Raw genomic sequence first — 18,016 nt, forward strand, 5'->3', positions numbered from 1 at the left:
CCATTAATTGTATTTCAGCAGGCTGTTCTTTTAATTATGACTGTAAAAAAGCCTGTTTCTAGAAACAGGCCATCCTTCTATTGGTTTCCGAATTCTTCTACAAGATCTTTGAATTTCTGAAGGGAGTTTTCAATCGGGTATGGGGAAGTCAGATCCACTCCGGTTTTCTTTAGCAGCTCCAGCGGATAATCGGCGCTTCCGCTTTTTAAGAACTCCAGATAGTTTTGCAGCGTTTCATTGTCCCCTTCAAGAATTTTCGCTGCCAAATGAATGGCAGACGCAAATCCGGTTGCGTACTTATACACATAAAATGGACGGTAAAAATGAGGGATCCTGGCCCAGCCGAATTTCACTTCTTCATCAAAAACAATTTCATCCCCGTTATATTCGCGGAATAAACGTTCATAAATTCCGCTGAAAACCTCAGCGTTAAGCGGCGCTCCCCTTTCCGCTAATTCATGGGTTTTCATCTCAAACTCAGCAAACATTACTTGAGTGAAGAAGGTTCCTTTAAACTGATCAATAAAATGATTAAGGAGATGCCTGCGGACATCTTTATCCTTCTCCATGTTCAGCAGATAATGAATCAGGAGTACTTCGTTCACTGTGGAAGCGACTTCCGCCACAAAGATGCTGTAGCGGGCGGTAATCTGCGGCTGGTGCTGTGAGCTCAGTTTGCTGTGGACACCATGCCCGCATTCATGAGCAAGTGTAAAAAGGCTGTCCAGATCATCACGGTGATTCAGAAGGATATAAGGATGAACACCATAAATGCCCAGATTATAGGCGCCTGACCGCTTCCCTGGAGTTTCACGCACATCAATATAGCGGCCTGACTTAAACTCCTTCAGAATAGAAATATAATCATCCCCAAGAGGCTTGAGCGCTTTACACATTGTGTCATAAGCTTCTTCATACGATATTTCAGGTTTGACTCCCTTTACTAAAGGAACACTTAGATCATATTGCCTCAGCTCGTCAACGCCTAACTTTTCCTTGCGGATCGCAGTATACTGATGCATTGCCCCGATATTCTTTTTAGTCGTTTCAATTAGATTGACATACACCTCCTTTGGCACCTGATCACCGAACAATCCTTTTTCAAGTGCTGAAGGATAATTGCGGATTTTGGCCATAGTAACATTGTTTTTTATCGCAGCAGAAAGCGTGGAAGCAATGGAGTTCTTCAGCTGCACATAAGGCTGGTAATAGGCCTTATAGGCTTCTTTCCTCTTTTCCCGGTCTTCTTCTTCCATGATTTTCGCATACATGCCCCGTGTCAGTTCAACCTTCTCGCCATCCTCAGTTGTTACATCGCCAAATTTTATATCTGCATTATTCATCATTCCGAAAGTATGGCTGGGAACCGAAAGTGCTTCGCCAAGATGGGACAGGACTTCCTCCTTGTCCTTATTAAGGACATGCGGCTTATAGCGGAAGGATTCAAGCAGGTCCTCCTCAAAGTATTTCAAGCCCTTTTCTTCAGCAATATAGCCCTTCAGTGTTTCCTCATCAAGGCTTAAGAGAAAAGGCATAAAAAAAGAAGTGGAAGAACTGACTTTAACGCTTAATTGCTTTGCCCTGTCTACATAGGCCTGAGAATCTGTCACACGTGTGTCTTCATCGGTTTTCAGCATCGCATAAGCAAACAGCTTATTAAATATGTAAGAGAGTTTTTCTTTTTTTTCAAGGTATTGATAAAGGGAGTTGCCATCGTGAATCTGTCCGTCGAAGGTTTTCAGCTTATCGGCCAGTTGTTCAATATGTTTGTAATCTTCTTCCCATGTCTCCATGCTTGGGTATATGTCTTCCAGATTCCATTTTTCATCCAGCGGAACATCATTTCTGTCTTTGTATGTTTTCATGTTATTACTCCTTTGCAGCAAACTGTTGTTTTATTAGGCTGTTTTCGTAAAATTTGTTGCTTGTACATAACTGAGTATAATTTGCTGAGTTGATTGGAGCGGAGGGCACTTGACTCCTGCGGGAGTAGCGGGACAGGTGAGACCCCGCAGACGCGTAGCGTCGAGGAGGCTCAGCGCCCGCCCCGCGGAAAGCAAGTGCCTGCAGCGGAAATCAACGGGCATAATCCATAAGCAAACAACAATCTTCGAAAAACAGCCACTATTAATTAACTATATTCAAAAGTTATCGCAAAAACCCTTCCACATTTTTGATTTTATCACTAATGGCTATTAAAATAATGTTGAAAGGATGTGGACGGTTTGGCGATTACTCTGCCTCATATAGAAGACTCAAACAATACTGTGTATTTTCCTCCGGCGGGTCATTTTGAAACCTTTCAGGACGATGCGCATTATGAAGAGAAAGTCAGGGAATGGGGATTATCAACTACTAGAGAAGTTAAAAAGGAATTCTGGTATAAAGAAAAAACACAGCAGCGTCTTGTAACGGTTAAAGGGTATCAGACGTACGGCGAGTCTGGAGATTATTATACGATTATAATCGAGTTTCAGGATGGAAATCTGAGCTGCATACATCCGGCTTATCTTAAGGAGATGCAGTCCCCTAGCTTTGGGAAAGCCCTGGCTGCTGATTTTGGGGATATCTCCTCAGCTCCTTCTGAAAAAGAAGCACCAAAAAAAGCCGCAGAGAAGTCTGTTGATGAAACAAAAAAATCTGCTGATAACAGCAAAAGTGATAAACCGGCTGCCAAAAAAGCCAAAAAGGAAAAACAGCCTGCGTTTGAGCTTCCGGCAGATAAGGTTCACTTTACAGCTAAAGTTAAGCAGCTTGCCCTGAGCTGGAACCATTTCAATGAAGCCAATGATGAAGTCATCATACTTGAAGATCTTATCATTCAGGAGGACGAACCGATTGAAGTTGGGCTTGGCTGGTGTTCCCATTCGAAAACGTTAAAGAAATTTGAACTTCAGCCGGGTGAAAGACTCGAATTCGATGGGAAAATAGTTAAAAAGAAATTGCCTAAAGGGAAAGACTGTGACGAAGAATTCATTATCGAAGAATCTGTTTTATACAAAATTAATAATCCATCAAAAATCAAAAAAAGCTAAAGAGCATTAAGCTCTTAGCTTTTTTTGATTAAGAAAGAATCCTTTTCTCTCCCTTGATTTCCTGTATGGGACTGATGTTTTGTGTGAATTCAAGGGTTCCCATATAAAGCCCGTTATCATCCCGTACAGCAAAATAACGGATATAAACATATTTATCCCTGAATTTAATCCAGAAATCTTCAGAGTCTTTTCGTCCTTCCTTGAAATCCTTCAGCAATTCCTCCACTACATGTACACTGCGGGGCGGATGGCAATTCTGAACGGTTCGTCCAATCACGGCTTTCGTTCTGGCAAAGATTCTTTCCTTGCCATGAGAGAAATAGCGGACAACGTCATCATGATCAATAAAGGTGATATCGACAGGCAAGTGATTGAATAACAGCTCCAGCTGCTTTAAGGACAAAATGCCCGTTTCCATTTTGATGTAGCCTTCTGATATTGCATTCCCGTCAATCCCTTTCCGTTCGGGCTCCCATTCCTTTTCAGGGCCGGTCAGACAGAACCCAATCTCATCGCTTTCATGGGCGATCTTTACCCACTCATCTTCTGTAAGGTTTTTTAAAGCCATTGGGAAAAGGATATTTTCCTCCCTGTAAATCATGGCACTGACTTCATTGAAAACGAAACGGACTGCATTGATGACCTTTTGCTTGTCCCCCTCGTAATGGGTGAGGAGGTTCCTGGCTTCCTTGATGCCATCCCTGATAAAGTCATCTATGCTCCACATATTATTTGTTGGACCATAAATTCCGTACCTCTCCAGGTAAGGAAAAAGCAGATTTTCCTTTCGGCTGTAATGCTTATCAAGATCAAGGAGCAGAATGCAGTCTTCTAATAGTGCATAAACATTGTCCTCATGATCTTCCTGGATGAACGACTCGAGATGGACCTTAACATTTTCTCTCAGATGCTTATCAATTGCCTTGTTCTCCCGGGTGAAAGTATGGATGGGATGCCCGGGCTGTTCTTCCGGTTTAGGATGAGCAGCTGTTTCATTGCTATGAATAGAATGGCTGTGATGGTCCGGATGTTCACGGTTATTAATTAGTTCGCTCACTGTACAATTCCTCCTATATCAATCCTTTTTCAAGGCTGTTATTAGTGCTTATAAGGAATGTACCATGTAGAAAAAGTTCTTATTGTGATGAGGATCATATAAAAATAAAAGTTTATTGTTTTTATGCCGGAATGGAATGTCAGCAATAAATTACCACCCCCTTCTTCTTCCCTTTTTTGTTACACTTTTAAAGGATTGAAAGATGGAGGTTTTCTAGCAGTGAAGAGAAAATATCAAGTTTTGATCATGATTGCTATTATTTTTTCCGGCGGATTCGCTGCCGGCATTTACTATACAAAAAACACAAGCGGGCTCCAGTCTATTAAACAGCCTGCCCCTGCTTCCCAATCGGACAAACTTCCTGTTCCAAAAAAGGTTCCGGAGTTTTCAAAGATCCCGGAAAAAGTGCTGATGAGTTATGTCCAGGATTATCGCGATCCCGCTTCGATCGATTATTCAAATCTGTCTCATGTCATTTTTTCTTTTGCTCATCCTGAGAAAGACGGAAGCATTTCTTTTAATGGTGAGACTGCGCGGAGTAATCTGCAGAGAGTGGTGTCGAATGCTCACAAGCAAGATGTGAAGGCATTCCTAGCTGTGGGGGGATGGTTTCATATCAATGGCGGGGAATCCTATGATTATTTTAAACAGGCAATAGCGGAAGACTCCTCGAGAAACAGGCTTGTAACAGAACTCTCGGGGCTGGTTAAAAAGGAAAACCTTGACGGAATTGATATTGATTTTGAGCATCCGCGTTCAAAGGAGGATGCAAGATTCCTGGCTGTTTTTATCAATCATTTGAGCGGAGTGCTCCATGCAAACGGCAAGGAGCTGTCTGTTGCGGTTCATGCCAAGGTTCATAGTGTAACAGGTACAGAGAGCGGATATGTTGTGTATGAGCCCGACATGTTCAGGAAGGTTGATTATGTGAATATCATGGCATATGACGGCCAGTGGGATGGGGGATACAATGCCGCAAATCTTTCTCCCTATTCCTTTACAGAGAATATCGCCAATTATTGGGGCAATCTCTTTGATTCAGAAGGGATTTCCAAAAATAAACTGGTTCTGGGTGTTCCTCTTTATGCTCAGCCGGAGGATCCTGCCGTTAAGCCGGTATCCTATCGGGCCGTCATAAACAACAATCCTGAAAATGCAGCAAAAGATAGAACCAGCATGAATGGCATCAGCTATTACTATAATGGGTCCGCCACCATGAAAAAGAAAACCATCCTGGCTCTAAACCACGGATTCGGCGGAATGATGATCTGGGAAGCTGGCCATGACGCAAAGGGGGCCTACAGCCTCACTGGAACGATTGCTGAAGTTCTTCAAAACACAGCAGAGCCTGTAAAGTATTATTCTGTGATTCATACAAAATGAGAGAAGAGCAGGAAAATTCCCTGCTCTTTTTCATGAAAGTAAAAACTTCTTAATTTCCTCCCGCCGGTCCTTATAGACCTTCTCCCCGAGCATAATCAATTCTTCCACAAACTTTATTTCGTCAAAAGGCATTTCTTCTCCCAGCTCTTCATTAATGCGCAGGTAATTTTCTCCGAGAAGATGTTTGCAATGGTAGGTAACCGATTCGGAGGATAAATGAAGAGCCAGGTCCAATAGCTTGGGCGTCACTTTCATCGATGGGAGCTGGAATGGCAGCCAATGCTTTACACCCCAATATTTATCATGATCAATCGTAAAATCAATTTTTTGAAGACCGGTTCCAAGCGAAAGAATTTTTATGTTTTGCAGCTCCATCTTGAAGTGATGCATAGCCTCCGTAATACAAACGAGTGATGGATTATTAGCCCATAGCCCTCCGTCTATGGATAAATAACTGTTGCTGATGTTGTTCGGCGGGAAATAGACAGGTGCAGAACAGGAGGAAAGCACTGCATCCCAAAGCTTCATGGATAGGCTATCGTTGCCGGGACTTCCGTAATTGGAACGGTGGACGAACGGTTTGCCATGTGTCACATCGACAGCTGGAATCAAAAGCGGTTTTTTTATATCTGACAGCTCCGTTTCGCCAAAGGCTTTCCGGAAAAAGCGCCGCATATACTTATCACTGTATACACTTTTAAAAAGGCCGACCTTAGCCTGTTTAACAAAAATTTTTTTCCCGAATGATTCGTATCCATTCAGGACCTCGCTCATACCTTTTTTCAGGATCAGTGAAGAGGCAATGATCGACCCGGTGCTTGTGCCTGCGATTATATCAAAATAGTCGCCTGCAGGCTGTTTCAGTTCCTCTTCGAGAGCTTTCAGGATGCTTACGGCAAAAACACCGCGTATTCCGCCGCCATCGATGCATAATATTTTCATTGGATCACCTGCTGTTTCCGTAATCGTTCTCCAGAAGATCGAAGCATTTTCCTATGTAAAAAAAGAGAAGGAAGATTCCTTCTCTTCTATTCCTCTTTGTTTATCATTTCTTCGAATACAGCAGAGACTTTATTAAATTCCTCATCGCTTTCAATGGGTGTAAAGTCGCCATCTTCATCCAGTTTTAAGAAGAACACATCAATATCTTCTTCTGTATCCTCCTCAAGATCTTCGACAAAGCTGACAGCAGCATATTGGCTGCCATCAAGCTCCGCAGATGCGAGGACCTCCACTTCCATTTCCTGATCATTTTCATCACTGATTGTAAAAACTTCTCCGACTTCTATCTTGTCCATTTTTTAATCTCCTCTCCTTAATAGGTTCTTACTATATTTTCCCGTTTTAGAGGGATTTCATGCCTAAAATAGAAAAAGGATCGGCTTTAGGTGCCGATCCAATCATCAAGAATTATTTAACTCCTGCTGTCTCTTTCTTTTCCACTTTTACACTCCATCCGAATGGATCAGGTTCGGTTCCTTTTTGGATGCCAGTCAGTGTATCATAGATTTTCTTGGACAAATCCCCGGTTTTCCCTTCATTGATTTCAATAATCTTGTTGTCCCAGAAGAATTCGCCAATTGGAGAAATAACAGCGGCCGTGCCTGTTCCAAATGCTTCTTCAAGCTGGCCATCGGCATGTGCCTGATAGATTTCTTCAATGGAAATTCTTCTCTCGGACACCGGAACATTCCAGTATTTCAGTAACTCCAGTACAGAATTTCGAGTGATTCCTTCCAGGATGCTGCCATTAAGTTCTGGTGTTACAACTTCTCCGTTAATTTTGAAGAAAATGTTCATGCTTCCCACTTCTTCAATATATTTATTTTCTTTTCCGTCAAGCCATAGAACCTGTGAGTATCCTGTTAAGCTTGCAAGCTCCTGAGCTTTCAGACTTGCTGCATAGTTCCCTCCGGTTTTAGCTGTGCCTGTTCCCCCTTTTACTGCCCGCACGTATTCGTTTTGAACAGCAATTTTAACTGGGTTGATGCCTTCCTTATAGTAAGCGCCTACCGGCGAAAGAATAATGATAAATTTGTATCTCGTTGATGGAGCCACTCCCAGATATGGCTCAGTTGAAATGACAAATGGCCGGATGTAAAGTGATGTTCCTTCAATGTTCGGAATCCAGTCACGGTCAACTGAAATTAATTCTTTTAAGGCATAAAGAGCAAGCTCTTCATCAATTTCAGGAATACATAACCTGGAGTTGGATTTATTCAGTCTCTCCATATTTTTTTCGGGACGGAAGAGCAACACCTCATTATCAATGGTCAGATAGGCCTTTAACCCTTCGAATACACTCTGACCATAATGGAAAATCATTGCAGCGGGATCAAGAGAAAGCGGCTGGTAAGGTACAATTCTTGGGTCATGCCAGCCCTGCCCTGCAGTGTAATCCATTTCAAACATGTGATCCGTGAAATTCTTGCCAAACACCAGGTTATCAAATGCAGGTTTTTGTTTTTTCTCAGGTGTGTGGTTGATTTCAATTTTTAATTCTGTCATTTGTCAAAACTCCCTATCTGTAGATGATTTAAAAACCTAATGCCTGCTCTTCGTGCTGCTCTTAAAAGAGTGTAAATAAAAACGCCCAGTCATCCTCCGAGCGTGGACGAAAGGGCTTGCTTCCCGGCAACAACCAATATGGATGCTCAACAGCTGAAGTCATAGAAAAAGACTCGTATGCTGTTTTTGAAAGGGTTGCCTTTCGCTCTTTTCTACTTCAAGGCAGTAGTGCAGTTATTTGTTAAAGTTTTTATAAGTTTTTCTAATATTATGATATTCTACTATTTAATTGTCAATACGAATTGACAATAAATTTAGAATTAATTCGGATTACTGAAAATTCTATGTGCAAAAGAAAAAGAAATAAAGGTGAAAAATCATGTTTTTAAATTTATAATCAATATATAAATACAAAAGGGGATTTATGATAATGGACAGTAAAGAGCTTGAAGAAAAAATTATTCAAAACTATCAGGGCGAAGAGAAAATGATGATCCTCGTATTTGCCCAGTGGTGCATCAATCACGATTTAAATCCGGAGGAAATCTATTTAAAGGCATATCCGAATCAGGGGGAAAACAGTTCACTAAAAGAAGCGCTGGAGCTGACCGTTCCAAAAGAAGAAGCAGGCGATGTACCTGATCAGACTCTGCTTGGTGTTCTATCCTTGTTCGGAAATGATGATCTTGCCTTCGTCGTGATGGAAGAAATAAAGAAAATGAAAAAGGACAGCTAAGCCTTAATAGGCCGCTGTCCTTTTTCATTGAAGATTCTATTTAAACCAGCCCTTCTCTTTGGATTGGGTAATGGCTTCAATCCTGTTCGTAACTTCGAGCTTGTCAAGAATAGCCGAAATATAGTTGCGCACGGTTCCTGTCTTAATGCTGAGCTGGTCGGCAATTTCTTTCGTGTTCTTGCCGTCCGCTATCAGTTCCAGCACCTCTTTTTCCCGGTCTGTCAGCGGGTTTTCTTCGCCATAGACATCATCCATTAATTCAGGTGCATAGATGCGCCTTCCTTCCAGGACGTTTCTGATAGAGCTTGCCAGCTCCTCACTTGGGCTGTCTTTTAATAGGTACCCTCTTACACCGGCCTTAAGGGCACGCTGGAAATAGCCTGACCTCGCGAAGGTTGTCAGAATAATAACTTTGCAGCCGCTGTCTTTTAATTCTTCCGCCGCTTCCAGCCCGCTTTTTTCAGGCATCTCAATATCCATGATGCATACATCCGGTTTAAGAGTTTTGACAAGGGATATGGCTTCTTTTCCATTCGAAGCTTTCCCAATGACCTCCATATCGTCTTCAAGATTTAGCAGAGATCCTAACGCACCAAGCACCATCCGCTGATCTTCAGCTATGACGATTTTTATCATGCCCTCTCCTCCTTGTTTGGTTCCTTCACGACAGTTGGTACTTTCATTATAATCGTTGTTCCATTCTCAGATACAATTTCAAGACTTCCGTTGACAAAGTCGAGCCGCTCCCCTAAGCCAAGCAGTCCGGATCCCTTGCCGACATCTGTTGAGGGATTCATGCCGACACCGTTATCCCGGACAGTAATGCTGACTTCATTCCAGGTTTGTTCTATGCGGATGCGGCATTCTGTCGCCTTACTGTGTTTTACTACGTTAGTTACAGCCTCTTTCATGCACATGCTTAGAATATTCTCAAGGAAGAGTGACACATTTTTTAATTTGATATCTTCATCCCCGATGAATTCGATAGAAGCCGCCTTTAAAATTTGCTTAACTAGGATAATTTCTTCCTTCAGTCTGATTCCCCTCATCTGGGAAACCATTTTTCTTACTTCGTTTAATGCTGTTCTGGCGGTTTGCTGAACGTCTATAAGCTCTTCCTTTGCCTGGTCCGGATCTTTGCTGATGAGCTTCCTGGCCAGATCGCTTTTTAACCCGATAAGAGACAATTTTTGTCCGAGAGTATCATGAAGATCTCGGGCAATCCGCTGTCTTTCTTCCTGTTTGACGAGGTCCGCAATCCTTTTGTTGGCATCCTCGAGCTGTTCCTCAAGCTTTTCCTGCTTTTTCTTATTGTGAATGTTAAAAGGAAGCAAAATCACACTGATCCAAATGATAATAATGAAAGGGATCTGCTCGAGAAATAATGGCTTCTGGGTGACAAAATTAATGTTTATGGAGATGGTGGTTGCGATCAGGTGGATGACATACAGCGTTAAAAAGGCAATCCTGTTTTTGATATGGCCATTGTAATAAGCAATATAAAATGCAAAATAAATAAATGAAAAGAGAATGGTCATTGTGATCGATATGCTGATTAAGATGCCAGTCCATAAATAGACAGGCCATTTCCGTGATATAAAGGCAAAACGCAGCGATATAAAAAAGAGTATAGTCAGGATAATTCCGACGGCTATGGTGATTTTAGATGTGGATCTGAAGATGAAATAAAACGGCAGAATGCTGAATACACTCCATATATATGGAGAAATGCCCGAACTTTTCAATGCAGTTAAATATTTTTTAAACATATGAGGTACCCTCTTTTTATTCATGAAATAATGAAACAGCTCCTTTGCTATCATATCACAAAGGAGCTGTTCTTCAGCTTATACATTCAGTTTACGGCTTCACAGATGCCGTTTTAGTTCTGCTCTGTTTTTGGCTGACGGCAGACTTCTTTGCTGCTCCATAACCGGTGAAGTCCTGGGCTTCTTCATCCCATAAACGGAATTTGAGTGACTTCAGGCTGGTAGAAAGAGTAATCGTCGGCACGTTCTGAAGTTCAGCTGTATTATAATGAGCGCTTTCAAGGTTGTAGTTAGGAACGCGCGGGCTTAAGTGATGAATATGATGGAACCCGATGTTCCCTGTAAGCCACTGAAGCACTTTCGGAAGCTTGTAAAAGGAGCTTCCTTCTACAGCAGCTTTTACATACTCCCACTTATCATCCTCTTCAAAATACGAGTCTTCAAATGTATGCTGTACATAGAAAAGCCAAATCCCGGCTGCTCCTGAAATCATAAAGATCGGCCCCTGCACCATCAGGAACGCTTCCCACCCGATAGTCCAGCACATGAACGCATACAAACCGGCGATGGCCGCATTTATAAGATACGTATTGATGCGTTCATTCTTTCTTGCCCCTTTTCTGTTAAAACGGTTTTTTAATAAAAATACATAAATAGGGCCTAAACCTAACATAACGAACGGATTGCGGTAGATGCGGTATGCTACACGAGTGGACCATGACGCATCCTGATATTCTTTCACTGTCAGTGTCCAGATATCACCTGTACCGCGCTTGTCCAGATTCCCGCTGGTTGCATGGTGCACATTGTGGTCATGCTGCCATTGGTGATAAGGAAAGACGGTCAGGATCCCTGTGATTGTGCCAATGATCTTGTTTGCTTTGCGGTTTTTGAAAAAGGAATGGTGGCAGCAATCATGGAAAATAATGAAGATCCTGACAAGAAAGCCTGCTGCAACGACAGATATGCCAAGCGTCAGCAAGTAAGAAATGCTCAGGCTCTTATAAGCAAGGAACCACAGCAGGAAAAAAGGTCCCAGCGTATTGACAAGCTGCATAATGCTTTTGGTTAAATCTGATTTTTCATAAGGTGCCATTTGTTTTTTTAAGTTGAGTTGTTTTTGTTTAGAAGTCATTTGTTAATTCCCTTCATCATGACGTTAATTTTAATAATAAAGGGTTTGCAAACTGCTTTGTAGACATAGGTGTCATGTCCAAACCATGACATTTATCATGGTTTGGACAAAAAATTAAGAGTTCATCCTAATATCTGGCTATAAATATTTATTTATTACGGGTTTCTTCCACTTCTGACACAAGGTTAAAAAGAAATTTGTACACTAACTGATATGCATCTTTTATTGAAAGTTCCTCTTTAAAATCTTCAAGGTCGTTCAATGAAAAATTAAAATCCCAAAGCCCATCCTGCTGGCTGAACATCAGGCTGTATTTTGGTGTGCCGGTAAGAGTATTTTCGTCTATAAATGCTCTTATAGCTGATTCTGCTTTTTTTGGCAGCTTCAGTCCAAGCATTACTTCATAGTTGCCAAAAACATCATCTGTTTCAAAGGAAACGGCATCCGCTCCAATCAGATCAAACCATTTCGACTCCAGATACATAAATTCATTTTTATGATTTTTGAAGTAGTCTATTGGTTGATTTAAAAAGCCGGCAGGCTCCTGTCCGAGAACTTCCTCTGTTTCTTTATCTCCTCTTTCTATATAAGCATCATTAAATCGGTCTTCGGGATTCTTGATTCCGGCTTCATGATCATCATTCAAGAGTCCCTGCTTTTGGGCATATTCCTTTTCTTTTTCATAAAGTTCAGCGGGCTGTTCTTTCAAGTGCTTTTCCATCCGTTCTTTTAACAAGTTGCTTTCCTCCTCAAATATCTTTACCTTCCCCGTCTTTTGGATGAATTTCTTGAAGCTGTGGGCGAAGGCTTCTTTTTCCCTTGGGTTTTTGTGCGGCCTGTTCGAGGTGAACTGCTTTTGCCTTTTCTGCCTTTTTCATGGGAAAACCTGTCTTCTTTTGATTTTGGCTGGCCTCCTTTTCTGCTGTCATTTTTCTTTCCAGCGGAGGTTTGGCGTTTGGAATCCGGCCTCTTTTTTTCAGATGCTGCTTCAGGCTTGATATCGCTATTGCCAAGGTTTTGCTTAGGAATAGTAATTTTCAGTCCTTTTTCAATTGCTTCAAGGAGCGGCTTGTCTGCAGACGAATAAAACGTAATGGCCAGTCCTTTCATGCCCGCCCGGCCGGTTCTCCCGATGCGGTGCACATAGCTTTCGGGATCAAGTGGGATATCATAATTAAAAACATGTGTGACCCCTTCGACATCAAGCCCTCTAGCGGCTACATCCGTCGCAACTAACAGCTGTATCTCTGCGTCCCTGAATCTCTTCATTACTTGTTCACGTTTAGATTGTGATAAATCCCCATGAAGCTGATCGCAATCAAAACCGTTCGATTTCAGCACTTCATATAATTTGGTTACTCTGCGTTTTGTACGGCAGAAGATCACGGCCAAAAATGGTCTATGGGTTTGAATCAGCTCTACCAGCGTACCCTGCTTGGCACGGTCGAAGGTATGTATCGCTATTTGTTTAACTGAATGGGCTGGTCCCTGTGTTTTTTCAACTTGGATATACTGCGGCTCTTTCATGTGTTTGTTTGCCAGTTTTCTTATTTCTGCCGGCATAGTTGCAGAAAAAAGCATCGTCTGCCTTTTGGCAGGCGTTTCTTTAATAATTCTCTCAACCTCATCAAGAAAGCCTATATGCAGCATTTGATCGGCTTCATCCAATACTAAAAAATCCACTTGTGATAAATCAATGGTATTTCGTCTGATGTGGTCCAGCAGCCGGCCAGGTGTCCCCACTACAATCTGGACATTCTTTTTCAGCTTTTTGAGCTGCTTGTCCACATCCTGCCCTCCATATACAGCTAGGACATCTATATCACTGTCTTTCGTAAGCTTCAGTACTTCGTCTGTTATCTGTAATGCCAGTTCCCTTGTCGGCGTTACAATCAGAGCCTGGATCTGAACGGCATTCGGGTCCATTTTCTCCAGAATAGGCAAAATAAAGGCCAATGTCTTTCCGGTTCCTGTCTGCGCCTGTGCTATGACATCGTTTCCTTCCATAACAGCTGGAATCGCCTGCTCCTGAATAGGTGTTGGCTTAGCAATGCCATGCTTTAGCAGAATTTCAGATAGCTCTTCCGAAATGCCAAGTTTTAAAAATTCCTGCAAATAAAACCCTACTTTCTTTATTCAATATGTCCTTATTTATATTGTGTGTTTAGCGGCAAAATAGCAAGCATTCTAGTGGATAAAAACGTGAAAAAAATGGTTGGTTCAAAATAAAAAGCCCAGGTTTAGACCAAATGGCCTTCAATGGGCTTCTAACACAATAGATAAATTTATTCCCAATCCTTTGTTGGCTCTCTTTCTTCAGCCATTTCCATCCCATAGGCAAGCCGCGGATTCAGAGCAGATTGGCTGCTCTCCTTCTCTTGGCTGGATTCCCTGGTATTTACAAGGAATCTGTGGACAAAGACTTCGGATAGAGTGATAATTCCTGCCGCAATGACACTTCCCCAAGCGATTTGCAGATAACTGTTAAGCAGCACACTTCCAAACACCCAAACAGATGCATAAACTAAGAAAAAGTCAGCAATAAGGGCATTCCGGTTTCCAAGCCGCGGAAGGATGATGCGGTCTCCGAGCAGATAAGACATGGCTGTTACCAGAATACTGAAAGAAAGAATATCTGCGAATGTCGCATCAAAGAATAAATCAAGCGCAAAGGCAAAAGCAATCATAGCTGATGCTAATTTAAGTATTAAGATAAGTGTTTTGTTCAAAAGAATACCTCCTCTTTTACCATAGCTTTTATCAATATGAAGATTCCCATTCATTTTGTGTTCCTCTGCCTCACAAGCAATTTTTTCAAAAAAATAAACAACTTGTTCAGTGTCCCTCAATATAATGGCAGTAATAGGGATTACATTTTAAGTTAAAGGTTGTGGAAGAGTGATACTCCGAGACAAAATACTTAATGTGGTGATAATAAGTGAATGCTGAATATAAATTTCAAAATCTTCAGGAGAGGAATATGACTTTTGAGCAGGTATTCAACCGGATCTTACTTTTTATAAAGCGAAATCCTGATGGGAACTTTAGGCTGATGATTGGAACAGATTCACAGGTTCATTGCAATCGCACTGTGTTTATAACCGGGATTGTGATTCAAAATAAGCGAAAAGGCGCCTGGGCATGTATTCGGAAAACTGTTATACCTAGGAAAATGCTGCACCTTCATGAGCGAATCTCCTATGAAACCTCGCTGACTGAAGAAGTGGTCTCTTTGTTTACAGAGGATTACAAAGACAAAATGTTTGAAATCGTTCTGCCATTCCTTTATAAAGGCGGATCATTCTCAATGGAAGGGCATATGGACATCGGATCAGGCAAAAGAAATAAAACCAGAGAATTTGTGAAAGAAATGGTGTCCAGGATCGAATCAATCGGCCTTGAGCCAAAAATAAAGCCGGAAGCATTCGTGGCCTCCAGCTACGCTAATCGATATACGAAATAAAAGAACTCAGGATATATGAGTTCTTTTCATTGGGGCAAATTATACACCTGCATGCTCCCTGTATTCCTGTTCTGCCTTTAATGCCACAGCCTCGGTCAGTTCTGCAGTAATTTCAGGAAGAGCTGTATTAAGCAAGGAATTCGCTACTTTAGCCATCATTCCCTCTGCTGAAATATCAAGTGATCCTGTCATGATATTTTTCTTATTCTTTCCTTTCTCCGCAAGAAAGTATCCATGTCCAGTAAACTTCTCATTAAGTCCTGTTAAATGAAACGTAACCTTTGTTGGCTCCTGCCAGCTCGTTATATCCACTTTTAATTCGATTTTTTTCTTAATAATCCCCATATCGCTTTTGAAGCTCCAGGTTGACTCTTTGTCACTCAGTACCTCATGTGCAATATATCCGGGCACTAATGGTGCCCAGTTCCCAATATCACTGACAAAGCTCCATATTGCCCCTATTGGAATATTTACTTCAGCCTGATGTGTGCAGCTTGCCATTTTTACCGCCCCTTTTAAATATTTCATAAGTTGGTTTCCATGAATATGTATTCAAACTAACAGGGCGAGATTCATAAATTTTTATTTTATTTGATCAATTCATTGGAGATCAGCTCATATGAACGTATACGATCCTCAAATTGGTGAACAAGGGTAACAATCATGATCTCATCTGCTTGGTACTGGTGCTTCATGTCCATCAGATGCTCGGCAACTTCTTTAGGGCTTCCTATAATTTCGCGGTTTCTATTGTTAAATGGCTCCACATTCAGCCTGCGAAAATAGTGTTTTGCCTCCTCAATTGAAGGAATCCCATCAGTGCCTTCATTGTTTTCTGCTTTTATCTTCCAAAGCATGCTGCTGAGTGCCAGTTCTTCAGCTTTCTGTGTTGTCTCAGCGCATATTGCCGAGACTGTTAATATAACTTTTGGTTTCTGTAAAGTTCCCCTTGCAATGAAATTCTTCCTATATTGTTTTATGATGTCTTTCCCATCTTGTTCACTCATAAATTGACCAAATGCATAAGCAGATCCAGATTCAGCAGCCATTAAAGCACTTTTTCTGCTTGTTCCTAATAACCAGGGTTCCGGGCTAGTTTCCGGCAGAGGTGAAGCTGATAGTTTTGCAAACATGTGATCCTGAGAAAAGTCATTATGTAAAAAGTGAAGAAGCTCCATCACCTTTTCAGGCATTTGGCGGACACCTTCCAAAAAATTATCTGAGAGCGCCATGGACGCTTCTGCTGATCCTCCTGGTGCCCTTCCGATTCCGAGGTCCACCCTGCCAGGAAATAATGTAGCAAGCGTATTGAATGATTCCGCAATTTTGTATGGCTTGTAATACGGCAGCAATATGGCACCTGCACCAATCCGTATTTTTTTTGTTTTTGCACCGATATAACTCAACATGATTTCAGGAGCTGAACAGGCAAAGCCGGATAAATCATGATGTTCTGCAATCCAATATCTTGTGAAGCCCAGCCTCTCTGCTGACAGTGCCAGCTGTACAGAAGCTTCCAGTGCTTCTTTGGGTGAATATCCCGATGAAATGGGTGCCTGATCCAAAATGCTTATTTTCAATGTTAATCCCCTCTTTCAAATGTGCTGGTTTCCTAAGTTTCCGCCATTTTAAAATGTAAAACGAATAATAAAGTGCAGATGAGTGAAACTTATATTATTGCCTTTTTTTTAAAAAAAGAAGCTTTAAGAAGTATAACAAATCAAATAATCTTTATCGTTTTATAGATATTTTATACTGCTAAGAATTTTAATTAATGGAGTGTTGAATATGAAGGCGGTAACCTACCAGGGGCCTAATCGTGTAGCAGTTACAAATGTGGATGACCCTAAGCTTGAAAAGAAAGATGATATTATCGTTAAAATTACATCCACAGCTATCTGCGGTTCTGACCTGCACTTATACCAGGGCAACATACCTCTTCCAGAGGGGTATATTATTGGTCATGAGCCGATGGGCATCGTGGAAGAAACAGGACCGGATGTAACAAAAGTAAAAAAAGGGGATAGAGTTGTAATTCCTTTCAATGTATCCTGCGGCCAGTGCGTTTATTGCAAGCAGGATCAAACCAGCCAATGTGATAATTCAAATCCGCATTATGATTCAGGGGGATACTTTGGATACTCAGAGAAATTCGGAAATCATCCCGGCGGGCAGGCGGAATATTTAAAAGTCCCTTTTGGCAATTATACGCCGTTCCTGGTTCCTGAATCTTGTGAATTGGAAGATGAGTCTCTATTATTTTTGTCAGATGTACTTCCGACTGCCTATTGGAGCGTAGTTAATGCCGGTGTTAAAAAGGGGGATACAGTAATTGTCCTTGGCTGTGGCCCGGTTGGATTAATGGCGCAGAAGTTTGCATGGATGGAAGGCGCGGAGCGTGTTATTGCAGTTGATTACCTTGATTATCGGATCAATCACGCAAAGGCAGCAAACAAAGTGGAAGTCTTCGAGTTCACCAAATATCCTGATATGGGGGAGCATTTAAAGGAAATTACCCATGGAGGAGCTGATGTAGTAATCGATTGTGTAGGAATGGACGGGAAAAAGTCGCCCCTTGAGTTTATTGAGCAAAAATTAAAGCTTCAAGGCGGCACCCTGGGTCCCATTCAAATTGCGACAAAGGCTGTAAGAAGAACAGGAACAGTTCAATTAACCGGTGTCTATGGAGCGAACTATAATATGTTCCCTCTCGGTGCCTTCTTCACCAGAAACATTACACTTAAGATGGGACAGGCACCTGTCATCCCATTCATGCCAATGCTCTATGAGAAAATTATTAATAAAGAAATTGATCCGAAAGACATTATTACCCATAAAATTAACCTGGAAGAGGCAAGCCATGGCTATAAAATATTCAATGGACATGAAGACGGCTGCATCAAGGTAGTATTAAAGCCATAATTGGCATG

Annotated in this window: 18 protein-coding genes; 5 read left to right on the plus strand and 13 right to left on the minus strand. The window is 41.7% G+C overall.

The genetic code is table 11. The annotated features are described in order from the left end of the window. Positions 1-77 precede the first annotated feature (77 nt). Complete coding sequence (gene pepF / locus CE058_RS21735) at positions 78-1,865, minus strand: oligoendopeptidase F (protein ID WP_163145040.1); 1,788 nt, start codon at positions 1,863-1,865, stop codon at positions 78-80. A 351-nt stretch (positions 1,866-2,216) separates the two neighbouring features. Here pepF and CE058_RS21740 point away from each other — a divergent pair, with 351 nt between their 5' ends. Then, positions 2,217-3,035: a hypothetical protein gene (locus tag CE058_RS21740; RefSeq protein ID WP_283914395.1), complete on the plus strand. Its 819-nt coding sequence runs from the start codon at positions 2,217-2,219 to the stop codon at positions 3,033-3,035. Positions 3,036-3,063: 28 nt separating this feature from the next. On the opposite strand, the gene CE058_RS21745 is transcribed toward CE058_RS21740, so the two are convergent. Next, positions 3,064-4,041, minus strand: coding sequence for a DUF438 domain-containing protein (locus CE058_RS21745; RefSeq protein WP_227888059.1), 978 nt, complete (start codon positions 4,039-4,041; stop codon positions 3,064-3,066). A gap of 270 nt (positions 4,042-4,311) precedes the next feature. Between CE058_RS21745 and CE058_RS21750 the strand changes: the two genes are divergently transcribed. Further along, positions 4,312-5,475 carry a glycosyl hydrolase family 18 protein gene (locus CE058_RS21750; RefSeq protein WP_227887042.1) on the plus strand — a complete coding sequence of 388 codons (1,164 nt, stop codon included), beginning with the start codon at positions 4,312-4,314 and terminating at the stop codon, positions 5,473-5,475. Positions 5,476-5,505: 30 nt separating this feature from the next. Here the strand turns inward: CE058_RS21750 and CE058_RS21755 are convergent, their stop codons facing one another. The 3 genes from CE058_RS21755 to CE058_RS21765 all read right to left on the minus strand — a co-directional run bounded on the left by CE058_RS21755 (position 5,506) and on the right by CE058_RS21765 (position 7,983). Beyond that, positions 5,506-6,417: a CBASS cGAMP-activated phospholipase gene (locus CE058_RS21755; RefSeq protein WP_048010055.1), complete on the minus strand. Its 912-nt coding sequence runs from the start codon at positions 6,415-6,417 to the stop codon at positions 5,506-5,508. An 86-nt stretch (positions 6,418-6,503) separates the two neighbouring features. Further along, complete coding sequence (locus CE058_RS21760; protein WP_163145041.1) at positions 6,504-6,773, minus strand: DUF1292 domain-containing protein; 270 nt, start codon at positions 6,771-6,773, stop codon at positions 6,504-6,506. Between the two features lie 112 nt (positions 6,774-6,885). Then, entirely contained in the window at positions 6,886-7,983 is a 1,098-nt protein-coding gene (locus CE058_RS21765) for a branched-chain amino acid aminotransferase (protein WP_163145042.1), read from the minus strand. 430 nt (positions 7,984-8,413) lie between these two features. Between CE058_RS21765 and CE058_RS21770 the strand changes: the two genes are divergently transcribed. Next, positions 8,414-8,719, plus strand: coding sequence for a hypothetical protein (locus CE058_RS21770; RefSeq protein WP_163145043.1), 306 nt, complete (start codon positions 8,414-8,416; stop codon positions 8,717-8,719). Positions 8,720-8,755: 36 nt separating this feature from the next. Here the strand turns inward: CE058_RS21770 and CE058_RS21775 are convergent, their stop codons facing one another. From CE058_RS21775 to CE058_RS21800, 6 genes are all read right to left on the minus strand, one after another. After that, positions 8,756-9,355: a response regulator transcription factor gene (locus CE058_RS21775; RefSeq protein WP_048010051.1), complete on the minus strand. Its 600-nt coding sequence runs from the start codon at positions 9,353-9,355 to the stop codon at positions 8,756-8,758. Then, on the minus strand, positions 9,352-10,488 hold the full coding sequence (locus CE058_RS21780; RefSeq protein ID WP_163145044.1) for a sensor histidine kinase: 1,137 nt from the start codon (positions 10,486-10,488) through the stop codon (positions 9,352-9,354). The genes CE058_RS21775 and CE058_RS21780 overlap by 4 nt, the downstream gene beginning before the upstream one ends. Before the next feature lie 91 nt (positions 10,489-10,579). Next, positions 10,580-11,623, minus strand: a complete 1,044-nt coding sequence (desA, locus tag CE058_RS21785) for a Delta(5) desaturase DesA (RefSeq protein ID WP_048010049.1) — start codon at positions 11,621-11,623, stop codon at positions 10,580-10,582. 148 nt (positions 11,624-11,771) lie between these two features. Further along, positions 11,772-12,359 carry a hypothetical protein gene (locus CE058_RS21790; RefSeq protein ID WP_048010048.1) on the minus strand — a complete coding sequence of 196 codons (588 nt, stop codon included), beginning with the start codon at positions 12,357-12,359 and terminating at the stop codon, positions 11,772-11,774. A 23-nt stretch (positions 12,360-12,382) separates the two neighbouring features. After that, a complete protein-coding gene (locus tag CE058_RS21795; RefSeq protein ID WP_163145045.1) occupies positions 12,383-13,738 on the minus strand; it encodes a DEAD/DEAH box helicase in 1,356 nt (451 codons plus the stop codon). A 170-nt stretch (positions 13,739-13,908) separates the two neighbouring features. Further along, positions 13,909-14,352: a YndM family protein gene (locus CE058_RS21800; RefSeq protein ID WP_048010181.1), complete on the minus strand. Its 444-nt coding sequence runs from the start codon at positions 14,350-14,352 to the stop codon at positions 13,909-13,911. 251 nt (positions 14,353-14,603) lie between these two features. Here CE058_RS21800 and CE058_RS21805 point away from each other — a divergent pair, with 251 nt between their 5' ends. Next, a complete protein-coding gene (locus CE058_RS21805; RefSeq protein ID WP_175609046.1) occupies positions 14,604-15,086 on the plus strand; it encodes a ribonuclease H-like YkuK family protein in 483 nt (160 codons plus the stop codon). Positions 15,087-15,125: 39 nt separating this feature from the next. On the opposite strand, the gene CE058_RS21810 is transcribed toward CE058_RS21805, so the two are convergent. Next, a complete protein-coding gene (locus CE058_RS21810) occupies positions 15,126-15,587 on the minus strand; it encodes an SRPBCC family protein (protein WP_048010180.1) in 462 nt (153 codons plus the stop codon). 86 nt (positions 15,588-15,673) lie between these two features. Next, complete coding sequence (locus tag CE058_RS21815) at positions 15,674-16,666, minus strand: LLM class flavin-dependent oxidoreductase (protein WP_163145047.1); 993 nt, start codon at positions 16,664-16,666, stop codon at positions 15,674-15,676. 208 nt (positions 16,667-16,874) lie between these two features. Here CE058_RS21815 and CE058_RS21820 point away from each other — a divergent pair, with 208 nt between their 5' ends. Then, entirely contained in the window at positions 16,875-18,008 is a 1,134-nt protein-coding gene (locus tag CE058_RS21820) for a zinc-dependent alcohol dehydrogenase (RefSeq protein ID WP_048010044.1), read from the plus strand. Positions 18,009-18,016 lie beyond the last annotated feature (8 nt).

The organism is Bacillus sp. 22-7 (assembly GCF_010628845.1).
GTDB classification, from domain to species: Bacteria; Bacillota; Bacilli; order Bacillales; family Cytobacillaceae; genus Cytobacillus; species Cytobacillus firmus_B.

Coding starts and splice junctions, on each gene's coding strand:
- pepF (WP_163145040.1), bottom strand. CDS start 1,865: ATGAAAACATACAAAGACAGAAATGATGTTCCGCTGGATGAAAAATGG.
- CE058_RS21755 (WP_048010055.1), bottom strand. CDS start 6,417: ATGAAAATATTATGCATCGATGGCGGCGGAATACGCGGTGTTTTTGCC.
- CE058_RS21760 (WP_163145041.1), bottom strand. CDS start 6,773: ATGGACAAGATAGAAGTCGGAGAAGTTTTTACAATCAGTGATGAAAAT.
- CE058_RS21765 (WP_163145042.1), bottom strand. CDS start 7,983: ATGACAGAATTAAAAATTGAAATCAACCACACACCTGAGAAAAAACAA.
- CE058_RS21770 (WP_163145043.1), top strand. CDS start 8,414: ATGGACAGTAAAGAGCTTGAAGAAAAAATTATTCAAAACTATCAGGGC.
- CE058_RS21775 (WP_048010051.1), bottom strand. CDS start 9,355: ATGATAAAAATCGTCATAGCTGAAGATCAGCGGATGGTGCTTGGTGCG.
- CE058_RS21780 (WP_163145044.1), bottom strand. CDS start 10,488: ATGTTTAAAAAATATTTAACTGCATTGAAAAGTTCGGGCATTTCTCCA.
- desA (WP_048010049.1), bottom strand. CDS start 11,623: ATGACTTCTAAACAAAAACAACTCAACTTAAAAAAACAAATGGCACCT.
- CE058_RS21805 (WP_175609046.1), top strand. CDS start 14,604: ATGACTTTTGAGCAGGTATTCAACCGGATCTTACTTTTTATAAAGCGA.
- CE058_RS21810 (WP_048010180.1), bottom strand. CDS start 15,587: ATGGCAAGCTGCACACATCAGGCTGAAGTAAATATTCCAATAGGGGCA.
- CE058_RS21820 (WP_048010044.1), top strand. CDS start 16,875: ATGAAGGCGGTAACCTACCAGGGGCCTAATCGTGTAGCAGTTACAAAT.